At 56.0% G+C, this 20752-nt stretch carries 16 protein-coding genes; 1 reads left to right on the top strand and 15 read right to left on the bottom strand.

Annotated features, from left to right (window positions below):
- The 7 genes from mreC to CIK92_RS02715 all read right to left on the bottom strand — a co-directional run bounded on the left by mreC (position 1) and on the right by CIK92_RS02715 (position 8970).
- Positions 1-867: a rod shape-determining protein MreC gene (gene mreC / locus CIK92_RS02745; RefSeq protein WP_022310402.1), complete on the bottom strand. Its 867-nt coding sequence runs from the start codon at positions 865-867 to the stop codon at positions 1-3.
- 5 nt (positions 868-872) lie between these two features.
- Positions 873-1895 carry a rod shape-determining protein gene (locus CIK92_RS02740; RefSeq protein WP_022310401.1) on the bottom strand — a complete coding sequence of 341 codons (1023 nt, stop codon included), beginning with the start codon at positions 1893-1895 and terminating at the stop codon, positions 873-875.
- Positions 1896-1933: 38 nt separating this feature from the next.
- Complete coding sequence (locus CIK92_RS02735) at positions 1934-2527, bottom strand: IMP cyclohydrolase (RefSeq protein WP_094385592.1); 594 nt, start codon at positions 2525-2527, stop codon at positions 1934-1936.
- Positions 2528-2647: 120 nt separating this feature from the next.
- A complete protein-coding gene (locus tag CIK92_RS02730; protein WP_094388084.1) occupies positions 2648-5161 on the bottom strand; it encodes a glycoside hydrolase family 31 protein in 2514 nt (837 codons plus the stop codon).
- A 99-nt stretch (positions 5162-5260) separates the two neighbouring features.
- The gene (locus CIK92_RS02725; protein WP_022310398.1) at positions 5261-6460 is read right to left on the bottom strand and encodes a MalY/PatB family protein; all 1200 of its coding nucleotides are present in this window, start codon (positions 6458-6460) and stop codon (positions 5261-5263) included.
- Positions 6461-6467: 7 nt separating this feature from the next.
- On the bottom strand, positions 6468-7316 hold the full coding sequence (locus CIK92_RS02720; RefSeq protein ID WP_094385599.1) for a DUF3737 family protein: 849 nt from the start codon (positions 7314-7316) through the stop codon (positions 6468-6470).
- Between the two features lie 643 nt (positions 7317-7959).
- Positions 7960-8970, bottom strand: a complete 1011-nt coding sequence (locus tag CIK92_RS02715; RefSeq protein WP_094385601.1) for a malate dehydrogenase — start codon at positions 8968-8970, stop codon at positions 7960-7962.
- A 246-nt stretch (positions 8971-9216) separates the two neighbouring features.
- Between CIK92_RS02715 and CIK92_RS02710 the strand changes: the two genes are divergently transcribed.
- The gene (locus tag CIK92_RS02710; protein ID WP_094385603.1) at positions 9217-11010 is read left to right on the top strand and encodes an aminopeptidase P family protein; all 1794 of its coding nucleotides are present in this window, start codon (positions 9217-9219) and stop codon (positions 11008-11010) included.
- A 144-nt stretch (positions 11011-11154) separates the two neighbouring features.
- On the opposite strand, the gene CIK92_RS02705 is transcribed toward CIK92_RS02710, so the two are convergent.
- The 8 genes from CIK92_RS02705 to CIK92_RS02670 form a co-directional block, all read right to left on the bottom strand.
- Entirely contained in the window at positions 11155-11769 is a 615-nt protein-coding gene (locus tag CIK92_RS02705; protein WP_022310393.1) for a porin family protein, read from the bottom strand.
- Between the two features lie 139 nt (positions 11770-11908).
- On the bottom strand, positions 11909-12850 hold the full coding sequence (locus CIK92_RS02700) for an ORF6N domain-containing protein (protein ID WP_094385680.1): 942 nt from the start codon (positions 12848-12850) through the stop codon (positions 11909-11911).
- Between the two features lie 429 nt (positions 12851-13279).
- On the bottom strand, positions 13280-14314 hold the full coding sequence (gene gldN, locus CIK92_RS02695; RefSeq protein ID WP_094385605.1) for a gliding motility protein GldN: 1035 nt from the start codon (positions 14312-14314) through the stop codon (positions 13280-13282).
- Positions 14315-14329: 15 nt separating this feature from the next.
- Positions 14330-15874 (bottom strand): gliding motility protein GldM, encoded by a 1545-nt coding sequence (gene gldM, locus CIK92_RS02690; RefSeq protein WP_094388083.1) that lies wholly within the window; start codon positions 15872-15874, stop codon positions 14330-14332.
- An 18-nt stretch (positions 15875-15892) separates the two neighbouring features.
- A complete protein-coding gene (gene gldL, locus CIK92_RS02685; RefSeq protein WP_094388082.1) occupies positions 15893-16741 on the bottom strand; it encodes a gliding motility protein GldL in 849 nt (282 codons plus the stop codon).
- 12 nt (positions 16742-16753) lie between these two features.
- Positions 16754-18205 (bottom strand): SUMF1/EgtB/PvdO family nonheme iron enzyme, encoded by a 1452-nt coding sequence (locus CIK92_RS02680; RefSeq protein ID WP_094385612.1) that lies wholly within the window; start codon positions 18203-18205, stop codon positions 16754-16756.
- A 7-nt stretch (positions 18206-18212) separates the two neighbouring features.
- The gene (locus tag CIK92_RS02675; RefSeq protein ID WP_094388081.1) at positions 18213-19151 is read right to left on the bottom strand and encodes a type IX secretion system membrane protein PorP/SprF; all 939 of its coding nucleotides are present in this window, start codon (positions 19149-19151) and stop codon (positions 18213-18215) included.
- A gap of 37 nt (positions 19152-19188) precedes the next feature.
- Positions 19189-20481, bottom strand: coding sequence for a S9 family peptidase (locus CIK92_RS02670; protein WP_254045985.1), 1293 nt, complete (start codon positions 20479-20481; stop codon positions 19189-19191).
- Between the last annotated feature and the right edge of the window lie 271 nt (positions 20482-20752).

The raw sequence follows: 20752 nt of genomic DNA, 5'->3' as shown, positions 1-20752 counted from the left end.
TTAATCTTTCTGTTTGAGCAAGATGGAGTCTTTGGCTGCGTTGAGCAGCTGCATGCGCTCACTGAGCTCAGTGTTATCGACCACACACACGTCGCGCAGCTTGCCAAAGTCGGTGGCGAGCTTTACCTTCAAGCGGAAGGAAAGTCCGTCGGCCGAGTTGAACACATACTTGACCTGCCCCACCATGATACCGGCAGGGAATACCTCTGAGTAACCACTGGTTACCACGTAGTCGCCCTTACGGAAACGGGCGTGGCGAGGCACGTCGTCGACATACGCCATATCGGTATAGCCGCCATCCCAGTGGAGGTAGCCGAAGTAGCCGCGGTCCTTGATGGTACAACTGATGTTTGACTGGCGGTTGAGCACGGGGATGATGACGGCGTAGTGGGCCGATGCGAGATAGACGATGCCTACCACGCCGTGGCCGCTTACCACGCCCATATCCTTCTTCACCCCGTCGGCCTCACCCTTGTCGATGGTGATGAGATTGTCTTTCTCCGAGATGGTGTTCGAGATTACCTTGGCCGGAATGAGTCTGTAGCCCTCCAGCGACTGAGCCTTGACCTGAGCCAACAGCGTACTGTCGGCCGAAGTCTGTTCCAGCCGGTCGGAGAGCACCTTGACCTGGCTCTCCAGGTATACGTTGCGGGCAGTGAGCTGCTCATTGATATCTCCCAGAGAGAAATAAGCCGTCACCTTAGAGTCCCATTCATAGAGCTTTCCCGCCACCACATTTGCCGAGGAGAACCACACGCTCCCCTGGTAAGTGTGACCGCGGAAAAGCCATACCAGTCCGATAATCTCGAATAGGACGAAGAGAAACCAATGGTTATGCTTGCCGAGAAACTCTAACAGGTTTCGCATTGGCACTATCTCATCAGGAACGAGAACTTGTCAACATTCTTCAGCGCGATGCCAGCTCCGCGTGCCACACTGTGCAACGGGTCTTCGGCGATATGGAAAGGAATGTTGATTTTCTCCTGAAGACGACGGTCGAGACCACGCAGCAGGGCGCCGCCACCGCTCAGATAGATACCGTTCTTCACGATATCGGCATAGAGCTCGGGGGGAGTGTTCTCAAGAGCCGAGAGCACGGCGTTCTCAATCTTTGCCACGGTCTTGTCGAGACAGTGGGCAATCTCCTGATAGCATACAGGCACCTCCATAGGCAGTGCGGTGATGCGGTTAGGACCATGTACCACATAGTCTTCCGGAGCCTCGTCGCCCAGGTCGGTCAATGCCGAGCCCACATGTATCTTGATGCGCTCTGCCATACGTTCCGACACCTTCACATTGTGCTGACGGCTCATGTACTCCTGAATGTCGGAAGTAAGGTCATCGCCAGCCACGCGGATAGAGTTGTTGGAGACGATGCCACCGAGAGAGATAACGGCAATCTCGGTGCTGCCACCGCCGATGTCGACAATCATGTTGCCCTCGGGAGCCTCAACGTCGATACCGATACCGATGGCGGCTGCCATAGGCTCAAAGATAAGATAGACATCGCGGCCGTCGGCATGCTCGGCACTGTCGCGGACAGCACGGAGTTCAACCTCGGTAGAGCCCGAAGGCACACCGATTACCATACGCAGTGAGGGCGAGAAGAGGCGGCTGCCAGAGTGTACCATCTTGATAAGACCACGCATCATCTGCTCACAGGCAGAGAAGTCGGCAATCACACCGTCGCGCAGGGGGCGCACCGTACGGATGTTGTCGTGAGTCTTCTCGTACATCATCTTGGCCTTCTGGCCCACGGCAATCATCTTGCCGTCAATGCGGTTGAGAGCGACTACCGATGGCTCGTCCACCACAATCTTATCATCACTGATAATGATGGTGTTGGCCGTTCCCAGGTCCATCGCAATCTCCTGAATGAATGAAAAAAATCCCATTTATAAAAATCGTTTATAGCTATAAATAATCGTTGTTGTTACTTGACAAACCACTCGTGGATGGCGGTGTCGTAGTGGCTGCTTACGCCGAAGGCGCGGGCTGCCAGCATCTTGCGGTCTTCGATGTCGGTCTGGGCGCCCTTCTTGTTGAGGATGTCGAGCAGCACGCTGTACTCGGCCTTGCTGGGCACGATGACCACGTCATTGAAGTTCTTGGCTCCGGCACGGATGAGCGAGATGCCGCCGATGTCTATCTTCTCGATGATGTCGGCATCCGATGCGCCGCTTGCCACGGTCTGCTCAAAGGGATAGAGGTCTACTACAACCAGGTCTATGGCGGGGATGTCATATTCCTTCATCTGTGCCTGGTCGCCCTCATTGGCGCGACGGGCCAGTATACCTCCGAACACCTTGGGATGGAGGGTCTTCACACGGCCACCGAGGATAGAGGGATAGGAGGTCACGTTCTCTACCTTCTCACACTCGTAACCCAGCGATTCGATGAACTGCTGAGTGCCGCCAGTCGACAAGAATTTCACACCTTCTTCATTGAGTTTCTTCAACAGTTCATCCAGGCCGTCTTTGTGGAACACTGAGATGAGGGCTGTCTTGATTTGTCTTGTTTCTGCCATAATTGTTTGTTGCTTTAGATACTACGTGCAAAATTACGAAAATATCCTCTATTACTTAAATAAACAAGGTGGAAATTGTAGTTTCCACCTTGAAAATTATGATAAATCAAACGCTCACTCCTAATAAGTGGCGCGAAGATAGATTTCACGTTGTTTCTCAGTCACGCCATTGGCGTCGAGCAGCTGGGGCAGCCGCTGATAGTTGGCACGGAAGGCAGCCACGAGTTCATTCATCCTGTCGGGATAGTAACTGATGGCGCGACCGGTCGACTCCATCGTGCCGAGTTCCTCACCGAAGACGATGCCGGCCTTCTGGCGCTTCAGCCTGTAGTTGTTCTGCCCTATACGGCGCATCTGGCCCATCAGTCCGTCGGCCACATCGATGGCGTCGGGGGCATAGGTCACCTCTACGGTCTTCTCGATGTTGGGGTCGCTGTCGGCTATGGCTATGGTGGCGGTGAGCGTGTTGCCGTCATAGTCGAACGCCGCGGGCTTGCCGTTGACCACAACCTGCTCTGGCACAGCCCGTGCCACTATCTTCACACTGTACTTGCGTGCCTCGGGCATGCCCTCATAGCTGCCCTCGCGACGACCTATCTTCACGGTGAGCTTGTTGCCCTCGACCTCCTGGGTCATGCGGGTGCGGGCAAAGGCGGTGGCATAAGCCTTGTTGTTGCCGTTGTCCTCATACATCGAGAACTCGCCGTTGCCGCCGGGGTAGACGGTCACCACGATGGGTTCGTCGTTGGATTTCAGGTTCTTCACCTTGTCATACATGGGGATGACGGCGCCCGCCTTGACATACATGGGGTACTCGTCGAGGTGGAAGTTGCGCTCCACGCGCTGTCCGCCCTTGAGCAGCGTGCCCGTAGCCACCTCGTACCAGTCATTGCCGCCGGGGAGCCACACCTTGTGGCGGGACACACCGTCTGCCATAGGCTGGGTGATGGGGCTGACCAGGATTTGGTCGCCAAACATATAGCTGTTGCGCTCCTGGTAGGCTTCCTCGTTCTCGGGCCACTCATAGTAGAGCGGACGGCAGAGCGAGAGGCCCTCGTCGTAGGCACGGCGTGCCATGGTGTAGATGTAGGGAGCCATGCGGTAGCGCTCGAGGATGGTGTTGCGGATGATGCTGAAGTGCTGGTGGTCAAAGGCCCACGGTTCCTTGTCCAGCGCGGAGCTCTTGGTCGAGTGGGTACGCAGGATGGGGCTCAGCGCACCAAACTGGAGCCAGCGTATATAGAGTTCGGGGTCTATGCGGTTGGCGTTCATGTGGCCGCCGATGTCGTGGCTCCAGTAGCCATAGAGCACGTTGGAGGCGGTGGCGTTGAAGTAGGGCTGGAAGTCGAGCGATTTCCAGCTGATGACGGCGTCGCCCGAGAAGCCTATCTGGTAGCGGTGGTTGCCCAGCCCGCCCCAGCGGTGGTAGAGCATGGGGCGCTCCTGGCGATGGCGCTCCATGTCGGTGAAGGTGGTATAGTTTATCCACCAGGTGTTGCCGAGCCGTGGGAACTCCTTGTCGTTGAGTCCCTGCTGCCAGTCTAACCACCAGAAGCTCACTCCGTCGCGCTCCATAGGGCGCAGCACGGTGTTGTACCATCCCTCCATAAACCGTTTGTCCGACGCTGCCCAGTCTATGTCCTTCTTCTCATCGGGGTTCATGCCCATCCAGCGCGCCATAGCGGGATATTGTTCCTCGTAGGGTTTGATGCCGTCGGCGGGATGCAGGTTGAGGGTCACGTTGAGCTGCTTCGAGCCAGCCCACTGCAGGAAGCCCTTGGGGTCGGGGAAGAGGCGGCGGTTCCAGGTATAGCCTGTCCATGCGCCCTTGCCCTTCTCGGTGTAGTGCCAGTCCATGTCGACCACCAGCACATCGAGGGGGATGCTGTAGGTATCAAAGTTGTCTACCAGCTGGCGCAGTTCGTTGTCGGTGTAGCACCAGTAGCGCGACCACCAGTAACCGAAGGCATAGCGCGGAGGCAGCGCCATCTTGCCCGAGACCACGGTAAAGTCGCGCAGAGCCTTGCGATAGTCGTGGCCGTAGGCCATGAAGTACCAGTCCTGGGCTTTGCCTTCCTCGCGGCGGTGGCTTACCCACTGCCAGTCGCTATGGTCGAAGAGATAGTTCTGCGAGTCGTCGATGAAGGTCCATCCGCTGCGCGAGAGCAGACCGTCCTCGATGGGCATGGGCTGGTCGCCGCGCATATTGCCGTCATATCCGTCGAGGGTGCGATAGGTACCCTTGAGATTGAGGGTGTCTTTCTGCCCGGGGCGCCAGGCAAAGGGCTTGACTCCCTTGCGTTTGGGCGAGGTTATGAGCAGGTTGCCGTCGCCGAGCGGGCCCTGGCTCTTGGTATACTTGATGACCATGCAGCGGGTGGTTATCTCGACGGTCTTGCCACGGTCACGGGTGGTATAGTCTACGGCGGGGTAGTCGCGGTTGATGGCCATGAGCGACTGTCCGTCCTCAAATCGGCCGTCGGGCGAGTACTCCATACGTGCCATGCCGTCGGTGACGAGCGATATGCGTACATGGCTGTCCTGGTAAGCCACGTTCTTCTGGGCGGTGGCGGGCAAGGCGATGAGGGCGGCTATCACTGCCGCTGCCGCCTTAGCAGTTTTGCTTATGTTCATAATAGTGTTGCAGATTGTTTATTGTACTATATATAATAAGGTATAGGTTGCGGCAGCCTATGACGACTGCCGCAACCCAGAGAGGGCGTGCGCCGCGGCTCAGGAGGGGCACCCCATGTCGCAGTCGTCTTCCATACAGGGTGCGATCACCTTGGCCATACGCGTGAGACCGTCTATCATGCGGCTGCGCGGACAGGCAATGTTGATGCGCATATAGCCCTGACCGGCGCGACGGCCGTACATGGTGCCGCTGTTGAGATAGACCTTGCCCTCGTCGCGGAGCTTGGCTTCGAGTTCATCGGAAGTAAACTCGAGGGCAGAGATATCTACCCACACGAGGTAGGTGCCTTCGAGCTTGAGCACTTCTATCTTGGGCATATACTCGGCAAAGAAGCGCTTCAGCTCCAGGTAGTTGTCGTAGAGGTAGCGGTTGAGCTCGTCGAGCCACTCCTCGCTCTCGTTGTAGGCTGCCACGAGCGCGTCGGGACCGAAGGGGTTGACCTCGCACACCTCGAAGATGTTGATGACGCGGTCTATGCGACGGCGCATCTCTATGTCGCTGCAGATAACGTTGGACTGCATCAGTCCGGCGGTGTTGAACGACTTGGAGGGAGAGTTGAGGGTCACGGTGATGGCCGATGTCTCGTCAGAGAGCGACGCAAAGGGCGTATACTCATAGCCGGGCATCACGAGCTCGCAGTGTATCTCGTCGGCGATGACGCGCACATGATGGCGGCGACAGATGTCGCTCACGCGCTCAAGCTCGTCGCGGCGCCACACGCGGCCGGCGGGGTTGTGGGGGTTGCAGAAGAGCAGCACGGCGGCGCGCTCGTCGGCACAGCGACGCTCCAGGTCGTCGTAGTCGATAACATAGCTGTCGGCCTCGCGCTTGAGCTCACACTCGGAGGCCTCGCAACCGCAGTTGCGTATCGACGAGAAGAAGCAGTTGTAGACGGGGGTGAGGATAACCACCTGCTGACCGGGCAGGGTGAGCGCCTTGATAGCACAGCTCATAGCTGCCACCACACCGGGGGTGTGGAGTATCCAGCTACGGTCGATGTGCCACTGGTGGCGGCGGTCAAACCAGTTGATGACGGCGTCGTAGTAGCTGTCATCGGTGAAGGTGTAGCCATAGACGGGATGGGCGGCGCGGCGCTCCACAGCCTGGCGTATGGCGGGAGCCACCTCGAAGTCCATATCGGCCACCCACATGGGCAGCTCGCCCTCGCCTATGCTGTCCCACTTCACACAGCGGGTACCGAGACGCTCGGGGGCATGGTCAAAATCAAATGTTGCCATTGTATCTTTATTGTTTGGTTGTTTCTATACGGCAGTCGTGGCCACGGGCATAGTCGTCGTAGGTGATGCGGTCTATGCGGTCGGCGACGATGTGTCCGCTCACGGGGTTCTTGACCTCGGTGATGGCGCCGCTGATGCGGGCGTCGATGTGGGAGCTGTCTTCAAAGGCACGGTCGCAGGCGGCATCGAAGGTACAGTCTTCGAGGGTCACGTGGTCCATGTAGCAGAGGGGCTGCTCGCCACTGATGTGGCAGCGCACCAGACGCACATTGCTGCTGTGCCAACCCAGATACTCGCCGTCGAGCTCGGAGTCGTAGACGGTCACATTGTCGCACTCCCAGAAACTGTCCTTGGTCGTAATGCGGGCATGGTGTATCTCCACGTTGTGGCAGTACTGGAAGACATACTTGGAGTCGCTCTTCAGACCGTCGACGTAGATGTCTTCGGAGAACATGAAGGGATAGGTACCATCGTGGAGCTCGACATTGTAGAGCTTCAGACCGCGCACGCGCCAAAAGGTCTCGTCGGCATCGGTGAGGATGACGTTGCGCAGGGTGAGGTTGTTCATCTCGCGGAAGAACTTGGGCGCGTCGATGACCGTGTCTTCCATCACCATGTTGTCGGAGTACCAGATGGCACTGCGGCTCTCGGGCGCGAAATAGCAGTTGGTGATATGGCTGCCGTCGACGTGCCACCAGGGGTATTTGCCATAGAAGCGGGAGTCATCGCACTCGATATTGCGACAGAACTTGATGCCCGACTCGCCATCGGTGATGGTGATATGCTCGAGCCGCGTGTCGCTCAGACCAAACAGCGGACGCTCGCCGCCAAATTCTTTATCCTTAATCAGATTCATAGTGGATATTATTATTTACCTACAAAAATACTAACTTTCGTACACTTATGCCACGATTGTCGGGAGTTTCTTCATCGGTTTTAATAAATATTAGAGAAGACACCCCGGCGGCACCGCCTTCAGCAGCGGAGACACGCCCGCCACTCTCGCGCGGACAGGCATCGGCCAGACGCTGGCACCGACCTGTCGGACAGCGACAAAGGTACGCACAATCATCGTCCTGTGCCCTACCCCGAATACGGAACTTGTTACCGCTACTCCCGAAATAGCTGCCGCGGTGCCCCTGACCACCTCTGCCGGCTCGTATCAATAGGCACGTGGGCTCGTGACTTACGAAACGAGCCTTCGTATCAATAGGCACGAGGGCTCGTAACTATTGATACGAGCCAGCAAGGGCGTTCTCTACCGCCACAGACACCTGATACACAACAGCTATCGATACGCTCCACACCACCAGCGCGCGCAGCCTCGGCACAGGAGGTCATCGCCATACTCTTCACAGCGCTCACGCCGATGCCGATTAGCCTCTGGCGGGGCTCGGGCAGACAGCCACCGTGGCGACCGCACGCAGGGGCAAAATAAAGGCTCCAGCCTCGGGAACAAACCCGGACTGGAGCCATGTATTAATAACTATAAAACCGTATTAAAGGTTGGGGTTGATCTCAGACCACTTCTCTACTGGAGGCAGAGCACCGAGAGCAATCACCTGGTCGCGCATACCGGCGAGGTGGTTGTAAGAAGCGTCGAGAGCAGCAATCTCGTCGGCTGTACCCATAACTGGCTTGGTGTAGACACCGTCGCTGGTGATGCGGGTAGGCATAGCCATCATCACGTGGTTGTAACGGGCTGTGTCGGCATAAGTACCAGCGGGATAAGTGAACTCTTCGCCACCCATAGCAGCCTCGATCATCTTGACAGCGAGGTAAGAGGGGCTCTGGAATGAGCTGCGGCGACGGAGCTCGATAATCTTGGCACCACCCTGGGTAACTTCCTTCTGCATGGTAGCCCACTCCTCAGCGGTAAGACCCTTACCGTTGACAGTAGCCTTGCCAGCAATCACGTCGAGCAGCTTGACGCCGTCGACAGTGGTAGGAGAAGCGAAGACAGCCATCTTCTCGCCGTGGCCACCATAGGTGTAGGCGTTCTCGATGACAGCCTGGCTTACGCCGAAGTGCTTGGCCAGCGCACCCTTGAGACGAGTAGAGTCGAGGGCAGCAAGTGTAGCAACCTGGTTGGGCTTCAGACCAGAGTGAACGAGAGTTACGAGGCCGGTGATGTCGGCGGGGTTGAAGATAACCACGCAGAACTTGGCGTCGGGGCAGAACTTCTTGATGTTCTGGCCAAGCTCCTCGGCAGCCTTAGAGTTGCCTACGAGCAGGTCTTCACGTGTCATGCCCTCCTTACGGGGTGCGCCACCTGAAGAGATGATATACTTAGCGCCAGTGAAGGCTTCCTTGGGGTCAGTGGTAGATACGATGTTGGCATCGTCAAATCCGCACTGACGCATTTCCTCGGCTACGCCTTCAGCTGAGAATACGTCGTAAAGACAAATGTTGGGAGTAAGTCTGAGCATGAGTGCTGTCTGCACCATGTTGGAGCCAATCATGCCGGCTGCGCCGACGATGACGAGTTTGTCATTAGTTAAAAATTCCATAACTATAATATTAATTATAAGTGATTCGTTCTGTCTTTTATCCTGCAGCTTGACGGGGTCAATCGTCACTCCCGGCTACCCAAATGCAACCTGGAGATGCATCGGAGTAAGGGCAGCGGTCGCCTCGAGCTGCTATCATCTGCAAAATTACGAAAAAAAGAATGACAAATGTCATTTAATCGCAATTTCTTTTGTGATTAATTCTTAAAACTTTTACCTTTGTCATGTCGAATTAGCAAAATAGAGATGAAAGAGATGATAGAAAACAGAATAGAGCGGCTGCGCGAGCTGATGGAGCGTGAAAAGATAGACGCATTCATCATCCCGAGCAGCGACGCGCACAACGGAGAATATATAGCAGACCACTGGAAGAGCCGCGAGTGGATAAGCGGGTTTACGGGGTCGGCGGGCACCGCCGTGGTCACCATGAAGAGTGCCGCGCTATGGACCGACTCGCGCTACTTCCTGCAAGCCGAAGAGCAGCTCGATGGCACCGAGTACCAGCTGATGCGGCTGCGCATGGAGGGAACACCGTCGATAACCGAGTGGCTGGGCGCCGAACTGGCTGAGAAGAGCGGTGCCACGGTGGCCATAGACGGCTCGACAAGCACATACAACACGGTGCAGGCGATGACGATGGCGCTGCGCAAGCAGGGGGGCATCACACTGCGCACCAACCTCGACCCGATGAGCCGGATATGGACAGACCGACCCGCGCTGCCGCAGAAACCGATAAGGAAGCACCCGATGGAATGGGCAGGGACAACGGCTGCCGACAAGTTGACGGCGATAAGGCGCAGGCTGGCAGCGGTACACGCCGACGGCATGCTGGTATCGGCGCTCGACGACATAGCCTGGACGCTCAATCTGCGCGGGGCCGATATAGAGTGCAACCCGGTGTTCATAGCCTATCTGCTCATCGCATCGAGGGGCGCCACCCTGTTTACGGAGTGCAGCCGCGTGAGCGACGAGGTCAAGGAGTATCTCAACGACAATGGCGTGGAGCTGCGCCCATATAATAAGATAGGTGAAGGACTGGCACACTACTTCGAATACTCGATACTGATGGACGGCAACGAGACGGCTGCGCTCATGCCGCGCTACGTGCCCAGCCGCACACAGGTAATCTATGCGCCATCGCCCATTCCGCTGATGAAGGCGGTGAAGAACGAGGCTGAGACAGCGGGCTTCCGCCAGGCTATGGTGAGCGACGGCGTGGCGATGGTGAGGCTGCTCAAGTGGATAAAGCCGGCAGTGGCAAAGGGCGGAGTGACCGAAATGGGCGTGGACGACAAGCTCACGGCGCTGCGCAGCGAAGACCCTGCGTATGTGGAGAAGAGCTTTGAGACCATAGCTGCCTATGAGAGTCACGGCGCCATCGTACACTATGAGCCGACAGCCGACAGCGACGTCGAACTGCGTCCCGAGGGGCTGCTGCTACTCGACTGTGGCGCCCAATACGACTGCGGTACCACCGACATTACCCGCACCATACCGCTGGGACCCGTGAGCGAGGAGCAGAGACTGGTGTACACGCTGGTACTCAAGGCTCACATACGACTGGAGATGGCTCAGTTTCCGGCAGGTGCCAACGGCACGCAGATAGACGCCATAGCGCGCAGCGTGCTGTGGAGCCGCGGCTACAACTACCTGCATGGTACGGGCCACGGCGTGGGTGCGCATCTCTGTGTGCATGAAGGCCCGCAGCAGATACGTATGGAGTATGTGCCCACGGCGCTCAAGGCGGGCATGACCATCACCGACGAGCCGGGCGTCTATCTCGCCGGCCGCTTTGGAGTGCGCATCGAGAACGTGCTGCTCATCGTCGGTGGAGACAGCACCGAGTGTGGCAATTTCCTGCGTATGAAGCCGCTCACGCTCTGCCCCATCGACACCACGGTGATAGACCGTTGGCTGCTCGACGACTATGAGGTGGAATGGCTCAACGACTACCACCGCCGCGTGTATGAAGAGCTGGCACCACATCTGGCCGACGACGAGCGCCAGTGGCTCGCAGAGGCTACGGCGGCGATAGACTAATCGCGCAGAGATAGAAACAGAAAGCCCGAAGACCGTAGATGACGGACTTCGGGCTATATCATTTGTCGTAACCGACGGCGCGGACGCCCCGAGGCAAACCTCGGCAGGAGCAGAGGGTTATGGGGCTGTCGTGCGGGCGTGGACTTAGAAGTAATAAGTCATGCCCAGCTGCCAGGCGCTGCTCTTGGCGTTGAAGGCGCTGCGCACCACATCGCCGGCACCGGTCTCACCCGACTTGCCGCAACCGAAGTTGTAGTTGAGGTTGAACGCGAGATGGCTCATCAGCGACACGCCGGCTCCGATGTTGAAGCTCATGTACGTATTCTTCCACTTCCAGTCGATACTCTGGATGTCGTCGGCCATATTGAAGGCAAACTGTGGACCTGCAAAGGCATAGATGCTGGCCAGACTGCCCAAGCCTATTCCATAACGCAGGTTGATAGGGATGGCAATCTGCTTGACAGTGAGCGTAGCCTGGTCGCGGACAATCTGCTCGTTGCCACGTTCTACGGTAACATCGGCAGAATACTGGTTGTAGAGGGCTGAGACGTCGATGCCGAGGCCCGTGAGGGGCAGAGAGACCTTAGCGGTGGGGCCAAGATAGAAGCCGATATTGTTGGACTTGTCGAGTACATTGCCCTTGACGGAGAACTCGGACATATTGATACCGCCCTTGACACCGAACTTAATCTGTGCATTGGCGCTGCCTATAGCCACAAAGGCCAAGAGCATCAGGGTTGCAAATAGTTTCTTTTTCATTGTCGTTTGTATTTAATTGGTTATTGTATCTCTTATTAAACTGCATTACGGATAACTCAAGTGTACAACCACGCAAGCAATAAACTTTTAATCCTCAAATCTATCATATCATAGATTTGGCTTTACACATAGCAGAGTCTTACTCTCTATTGATTTTTTCTACCAATTCATCTGGTGTAAGTATCTCCATTTTAGAGAAACCAAACCACTTTTTGCCCAAGTCCTTGATAGAGGCTCCTATATGATATACATCATCGTCTATACAAAGGAAGCGGTCGTGCGATAAACGGAACACTTCAACATCAATCGGTACATATTGAGCATTATGACGGTCTATGTCAAGCTGGAACTGACGACTAATCTGCTGGGTATAGATGACCGCAGATACACCTTCATCTCTTTTATCGAGCAATGTAAGTACAGTCTCGTCAACATAGTTGTCGACAAGGACTATACGCTTCTTCGCACTCTTAATCAAGTCGGACACGAATGTATAGGCATCATAAATCTGTCCGTTGTAGAACACTCCTTGCTTCGGCTTCGCATTGCCCTCATCCAATCGGCGAAATACCTCGTCTATGCGTTTGTCCGCTTCTTGCTGATGTTGCTGCATTTCCAATTGATGGTACTCAATCGTTTCCAAGCGACTGAACACAGAAGCGTTGGTTGTCATGAAATGGCGCATGGAGACAAAGGCCCGCATGATTTGGATATTGACCTCAATGGCTGTTTTGGAACGGAGAACACTGCTAAGCATCGCCACGCCCTGCTCTGTAAAGGCAAAAGGTAATTTCTTTATATTCTGTCCTCGTCCAGCGTTCAAAGTCACAATTTGTGATTTTGAACATTCCTCCATTGACAACTGAAACCTAAAATCAGAAGGGAACCTCTGAATATTACGTTTGACTGCTTGGTTCAAAGTTCTTGTCTCCACACCATATAGCATTGCTATATCTTTGTCAAGCATAACCTGTTGTCCTCTAATCACCTTTATTAGAGACTCTATATTATCCACGACAACCATCTGGTCACAATTTGTGACCAGTTCGCCGTCCTCTATCTTTTCTTTTATATCTGTCATATCTTCAAAATCACAATTTGTGATCTCAAACGTAGTGCTTAATAGTGCAAGCATAGCTTTTACCCCTTAAACGACTATCACAAAACCTTTACTTTGAAAAGAACGTAAAGTCAAGTCTATTGCGGTAATTGCCCGTGTAGTAATCGCTTCGCTCGCTGCACTGTATGTACAACCCTGTTTCGCCACATCACGAAAGGAATATCCCTTGCGGCGCGAACCTATCACTTCCCTATCTTCGGCAGTCATCTGTTCTGCCGTTTTATGCGCCTGGGGCTTACAACTTATTATATATACCGTTTCCGTAGTGACTGCAATCGGGATGATATTTAATCACGTTCCAATTGCGCACAAATAGATGGCGTGGCTATCATTATCGGAGCAGAGAGGGACGAATGTCCTTCTTCGTCCAATAACAAGTGCTGGCTACAATCAGTGACGCTGACGACGCACGGTGACACGCGCTGCCGAGGATGACGAACGCGAAGAGGTGGAGCGGGTCTTGGACTTTACGGTCTTGTTGCGCACGGAAGTCGAAGACGATGCGCGGCGGCCCTTCTTGACGGGCTTGACATCCTTGTTGGCCTTGGCGATGCTGTCGAGCGAGTCTTTGCGGGCCTTGTCGCCCCAGAGGTTCTGCTCGAAGTCCACGATCTCCTTCTCTATACGCTTCTGCTCCTTGGAGAGGGCTGAGTCGGTGGGACAGTACTGAGCCAGAGTCTTGCCGAGCATATTGTTGGTCTTGTAAATCTTGCCGCGGTACATGTTTTTGGCAAAGTAATCGTCCATGCTCATCACGGCGGCGTTGTTGAGATTGCTCGTCATCACGGTCTGCTTGACCAGGAAAGGTGCCAGGTCGTCGTACTTGACCCAGAAGAGGGGATAGGACGTGGCATTGTCGCCGAAATCGTCTTCACGCTTCATGATGGGGCACAGCGCCAGCACTTGGGTGTGGAAGGAGGCTGTGGTCTGGTCGTAGTAGACGCACTCCTTGAGATAGTAAGCGGTGACCTCGCGCGAGGGGATATCGCTGTTGTCGATATAGATGCCCCGGTTGGTCTTCTCGTAGAATATATGGTAATTGTCGAGGAATGCCTTGAGCTTGACCTGGGCAGCCTCGTTGAAGACCTCGTTTCCGTCAAGCCGGTACTCGTAGGCCTTGATGTTGCCGGTCATCATGAGCTTGAAGATGTAGGTGAAGAGGTTGACCTGGTTGCCCATAGGCTCTACAGGGTAGTAGAGGCTGGCGTTGGCGTCGTCGTGGAGGTCGAGCTCGCGATAGATATCGCGGCGCCACACGACATCTTCTGCCATGCGAGTCTGCACAGGGAAGGAAATCTGGGCTCGGGTAGAGATGGCGCCGCTTGTGGTGGCAGCAGCCTTCTGCTCGGCTTTGCGTTTGGCGGGCTGGGCGGTCGCATGGACAGCCATCATTCCGACGAGAAGGATAAATAATATTTTCTTCATTGTTGCATTGTTTTCTTATTTGACGATGACCTCCATGGGGTAAGACAGCGTGCGCGTGATGCCATCGGGGCCCACGGCCTTGACGCCTCGGATGTAGAAGCGGCGGTTGCGGGAGAGGCGGCGGAAGGTTTCGCGCTGACGCTCGGAGAACCGGGCTCCGTTGGGGGCTATTGGCACGGCGTTGCCCATATTGTCGAAGAAGACGGTCTCGAAACTTACCACGCGGAAGGGGATGTCGAGCAGTCCGTCGTCGATGGCGGCATGGATGCGGTCGATGCCCATCAGCGCAGACTTGGACAGGCCGCCACCCTTGTAGCGGTCGGTGCCGATGACGAGGTAGGCCATCGGGTCGGGGAGCTTGCGCACGTGGAAGGTGAACTTGCCCATCTGGCGGATGGCATTGCCCTTGCGCGCACTGACGGTGATGGTCACATCGCTGCCCACGGCTGAGGGTTTGGCGATATATCGACCCATGCCCACGGAATGGAAGGCGCCGCCAGTCATGGATGCCTGGACCTCGTTGAGGGCTACGCCGGGGATGCTGATACTGATGGGGTTTTCATAGCCGGCATAGAGCACGTTCATGAGGTCGGCAGAGACGGTGGCACTGGGCGCCACCACGTTGTACTTCTGCGTAAAGTCGCGGCGGATAAGGCCGCCGTTGCCATTGCGCATGGTGATGTATCCGGCGAAGGAGTGCTCGCCCACGCCACTGGCTGTGAAGCGGTAGTTGTTGCCAGTAATGCGGCGGCCGCCCACATATATCTCGGGTGTCATGGTGGTATCTACCGCCGCCATCACGATGCGGGCATTGAAGGCGTCGCCGCTGATGACGGTCTTGGACTCGGGGATGACAAAAGCCTCAAGCCTGTTGACGCGGATATCCTTGAGGTCGATGTTGGAAACGAGCGTATGGAGCACCTCGCCCTCGGCGTAGCGCACGTCGCTCTGCAACTTGGAGAGCATGGTGACGGCTGCCGCCACGGGCATATTCTCAAACATATACTGCTGCCAGTTCTTGCCCATAGCGTGGGCGCCACGGGGGAGCTGGGTGGTAAGGTTGCTGCTGATAATCTTGCGCTGGCGCTCGTCGGTCACCATCGTAAGGATGCGCTCCCGGTAATGGTTGATGGCAGCAAACAGGGCGCCGCCCTTACCGGTGATGGGCGCAAGCATCACATGGCTTGCAGCCTCGAGATTGTCCTTGTTCTTGATGTTAGCCAGGTCGGCGTCCTTGCCGTCGGCCTCGGCCACAATCTGCTCCTTGAGCTGCTGGGAGAAAGCATAGAGAGAGTCGCTCATCTGCTTGACCGCCATGGCTTTGGCAAACCACTGGCTCACCTTCTCCGGGTTGGTCTTCATCTGCTGTTCAAAGCGCGCATAGAGGGCACTGTTTTCCTCGGCCGAATTGGCGGTGGTGCGGTTGATGCTCTCCTCGACGATAGAGAAACCGTTGAGCACCTCGGTGGAGATATTGAGTGCCAGCATGGCCATGAGGATGACATACATCAGATTGATCATCTTCTGGCGCGGGGTTATCTGTTTCTTCTTGATTGCCATCAGTGGTGTATCGTTAGATTACTGACCGGGGTTGCGGGTCTGCATATTTAGGGTCATGGCCTCTATCATGCGGCTGTAAATCTGGTTGAGCTGCTCTATCTGCTGGGCCATCTTCTTGCTTTGCTCATTAATCTGGTCGATGGTGCTAATCTGCTGGCTGGCGCTCTTGAGCTGCATCTCATAGACTCGGCTGATGCCAGTGAGGGTGCGGTTGAGGTTCTCCATCTCCAGGCTGTCGGTGGCAAGGCGGGAACTCTGCTCATTGACCTTGCCCAGGGTCTCAACGAGGCGCTTGAGCTCGGCTACATAGTCGCTCTGGGCCTGAACCATCTCTTCGTTTTCGGCGGTGCCGGTGACTACCGGTGTCACCATGCTCTGCCCTACTACGCCTGCAGCCGAGCCGCCCACTATCTGTACGCTGCCCGAGGGTTGCAGACCGTCAGCAGCTGCGGCGGGTTGGCAGGCAGCGCCACCGGGTTGACCCACAGCCACGCCTCCGCCCGCATGAATCACTCCCGAGCCACCGATAATCACGGCCTGGGGAGCCTGCATCGTCACGTGGTCGGTCGCCTCGGCGCCATCCTCATCCTCCTCGGCGTCTTCGACATGGGTGGGAAGGTCGCGGCCATCGGCGGTCTTGTCAAAGGGCCGGTCGAAAGCAGAGATGAAGAACACGAACACCTCGGTACCCATACCCAAGAACAGCCAGAAGTTGGCTCCAGGAAGGTGGGTGAGCTTACAGAGGGTACCAAAGATAACGATAGACGCTCCCCAGCTATAGGCATAGTTGAGGAAGGTCTGTCCGGGAACGCTATCCATCCACTTCTGCAGACGGTAGACGATATTGTATTTGCTATATTCAGCCATAATGAATGTGTGTTATTTCTTGTTCTTTTTCTGTTTGGTGCTGGTCGAGTTGGCGAGGCTTCTCACGCATCGGAAACCGATATAGGAGCGTGGCTGGTTTTGATATTCCCATGTACGCCACGCCGAACGGACAAAGGATTCGGGGTCTTTCCACGAACCGCCACGCACACTCTTCTTCTTAAGACGGTAAGGGTCTTCCTTGGCAGCCTTGTACTCGAGCTGGGGGTTAAGGTCGTTCATGGCCTCAACACCTGCTTCGGTGTAGATGGTACTGGTCCACTCGGCTACATTACCAGCCATGTCGTAGAGGCCATTGCTGTTGGCGGTATAGATACCCACACGGCTGGTGATGAGGTTGCCATCCTTGGTATAGTTTCCACGGTCGGGCTTGAAGTTGGCATAGAAACAGCCATCGCCGTTCTTGACATCCTTGTTCTCCCAGGGGAATTCGTTGCCGGCCTTGCCGCGTGCGGCATACTCCCACTCGGCTTCGGTGGGCAGGCGGTAACGCTGGATGAAGCGGGCTTCACCGCCCAGGCCCTTGAGCAGATAGTCAGTGCGCCAGGCACAGAAGGCGTTGGCCTGCTCCCAGGTGACGCCAACGACGGGGTAATCGTTGTAGGCGGGATTGCTGAAGTAGTTGCGGAGATACATCTCGTTGTCAGAGTTCTGGAAGTCGTTGACCCAGACGGTGGTGTCGGGATAGACGTTGACGATGTAGGTGTTGAGGAAATCCCAAGGACCGCTGAGTGGGCGGTTGATGGTCTCGCGCACGATATTGCCGTTGTCATCGATATACGCCGTGTCCTTGGAAATCATCACCACCTCGTCGGGATTGACGGTGACATCGGTGTTCAGGTTGCGCTCGTTGGGCATGAGGCGGTTACGGCGCAGGGCGGCAGTGGTATAGTCGTAAATCTCATACTTATAGTTGAGCTGGCGGTAGTCGAGCAGCTTCTCGCCGGTCACGGGGTTGGTGACGTACATGCTCTCGATGGCGCGCTGCTCGTCCTCATTGGGCTTGCGCGGCAGAGGCTTGCGCCAGTTGATATGGGGAGTGACAGGCTCGCCATACTTGTCCTCGGTAATCATGTAGGTCTCGTCGCCGGCATAGGCGGGGTCGGCAAGACGCGTACGGAGGATAGAGTCCTTGACATACTGCACAAACTGCTTGTACTTGGAGTTGGTAACCTCGGTTTCGTCCATCCAGAACCCGTCGACAGAGATATCCTTGACGGGAGTCTTCATACCCCAGAGCGAGTCCTGACGGTCGAGGCCCATGTGCAGCGAGCCACGCTCTACCTTGGTCATACCGTAAGGCGTGGGCTCGGCAAAGGAGCGGCCACCAACGCCAACCACCTCGCCGCCGCGGCCGCCCGAGATGGCACTCTTGCTACCGAAACAGCCTGTCAGCGCCACAGAGAACGCTACAAGGCCGAGGGTTATAATGCTTTTATTCTTCATCTTTATGTTATAATATTCTCACGCTTTTATGCAGGTTTCTACCTTTCTTGGTCAGGTTGATGTCGTGCTGGTATCCCACAAAGAGACCATGACTGCCGTTGCCTGGGATGGAGGCCGAGGTATACAGCTCGTAACTATAGCCCAGCACGACGCCATGGAAACTGCCGCCGATGAGGACGGTCACCGAGTTGGACGGACTGTAGGTCACGCCGCCATAGAGCATGCGCTTGTCGTGGGTATAGACCACGCGCGATGTGATGTCGGCCCTGAACGCCGAGCCATCCGAGCGCAGCAACACCGTGGGCTTTATTGTAATAAACGGATTTCTTAGTTTTATATTGTATCCACCGGTCAAATAATATGTACGGTCGATGTCGAGCAGGTAACTGTCGCCCAGCGTAACTTGGGGTGCGGTGGCGTGGGCTACCGACGCGCCGGCATACCAGTCGCCGTGGACGTAGTAGAGACCGACGCCCACATCGAGCCCCGAGCCGCTCACATCGGTCGTAGGGATAGCGGGGTCGTTGCCTTCCTCGGTATCGGTCTGCGAGCCATTGAACTTCTCGCTCAGCATACCCACCTGGACGCCGATGCCGAGCATTCCTCCCAGCAGCTTGGTCTTGAGTGCATACTGCACGGCGAAACGCTGGTGGTCAAAGAGACCCAGTTTGTCGCTCGTCATCTGCACGCCCACACCATGGTAATGCTTGAGCATGAACAGGGGCATATCGGCAGCGACAATCATGGTACGCGGGTTGTGCTCGAAACCGGCAAAGTCGAGGGCGTAACTGCCTGTGACATTCAGCTTGGACTCTTTGCCCACGGCGGCGGGGTTGAACACCGGCTCCTGGGCAAAGTAGTGGCTGAGCGACATATCATATTGCGCAGAGGCGGCCAACGCCCCGACGACAGAGATGACAAGGGTAAATAAATATCTTTTCAACACACTTACATAACGGATAAGCGTAGCTTTTATTGTCTTTCTACAGGTTTTTTATCCACGACGTTATGGTTTCCATCACCGTCGGGGCGATGGTCTCCTCTATCTGCTGATACTCCACGACCAGTCCTGTGTGGCAAGTCTGGAAGAGATGGTTCAGTCCGTCGAAGGTTTTGAGGGTATGGCGACTGTTGACGAGCCCCTTCTCCAGCGCTCCGAGATTGGCGACACAGTCCACCTGGGTGTCGCGGTTGCCGTTGAGTGCCAGCACGGGACAGACGATTTCGCCGAGCACGCCTCTCACATCGACATTGAGCAGATGGCGGATATAGGGACTGTCGCCCTGCTTCAGGGCTTTGTCGAAGACGCTGCGGAAGAGCACGGGGACGCCCGTGGGCTTGATGTCAGCGGTCTTCTTGCCCTGAGCCAACTGGTCCAGAGCGCATCCGATGGCCATACAGTAGGCTTCGGTCATCTCGGGAGTCGTTCCGGCGGCGGCAAGCACCGAGCGGTTTTGCGCTATCATCGTCTCCTTGCCCGACACAGCCATGGCTGCCAGCGTCACGATGAAGTCTGTCTTGCCCTCGGCAGCCGCCATCAGGGCTATGGTGCCGCCCTCGCTGTGGCCGAGCATACCCACGCGGTCAAACTGCTTGCGCAGCAGGGCAAGGCCGCTGAGTGCGTCGGCGTAGAAGTCGGCGGTGGTAAATTCGTAGAACCTCACGGAGGCGTCGCCCCACCCTCGGTCGTCGTAGCGCAACGAGGCGATGCCCTGGCGTGCCAAGGCGTCGGCAAGCACGGCAAAGGGCTTGTGTCCGAATAGCTCTTCATCGCGGTTCTGCTGTCCGCTGCCACTCACCATCAGCACCACAGGAGTCTGGCGGCTACAGCCACGGGGCTTGGTGAGGGTGCCGCGCAGGGTGAAGCTGCCGTTGGTAAACGACACCTCCTCGGTGAGATAATCGAAGGGGGGCTTGGGCGTCTGCGGACGGTTAAGGGTGACCTCGCCCGGCGTGAGCGTGAGCGGGAAGGCTATGCCCTGCTGGGTGAAGGTGCCTACTATCTCCGTGCCCTTGTTCACGCCCTCAAAGCGGGCGCCAATCATGGCGATTTCCACCGTCACGCTGTCACCTTTGACCACAGTCTGCGTAGGTATTCCCCTGACGTTCTGCGCCGGAGAGTCCATGGTGCATCCCTTGTCGGTGAAGTGAAACACAAGGGGCAGCTTGATGCCCTGCACGTCGAGCTCGCCCTTCCACGAGCCGCGCTGTGCCTGCGCCGTAGTCACCATGAGCAGCAGCGCCAGCACTAAGGTAGTCCGTATAGCTTTCATCATATCGAGTGTTAGAGGTGAAACATTCATCGTCCATTCTCTTCATAAAATTCCAAGATACTTCTGCGGCAAACAGTTGCGGCAGACATTGAGTTTATCCTACTCTATCTGAGCATGCAGTTTATCCTGCATCCCATTTACAGTATCTCCTTGATGCAAAGATATAGATTTGGGACGAAGCAGACAACTTATAAGTTGCATTTTTCTCATCAATAGTTCTTTTTTCGTTATCTTCTGCTCATAAACGACGGTCATGGGATGCTTTTCAATGCCA

Origin of the sequence: Prevotella sp. P4-67 (assembly GCF_002251325.1) — a bacterium.
GTDB lineage: Bacteria > Bacteroidota > Bacteroidia > Bacteroidales > Bacteroidaceae > Prevotella.
This window is presented reverse-complemented; position numbering and strand designations above follow the sequence as displayed.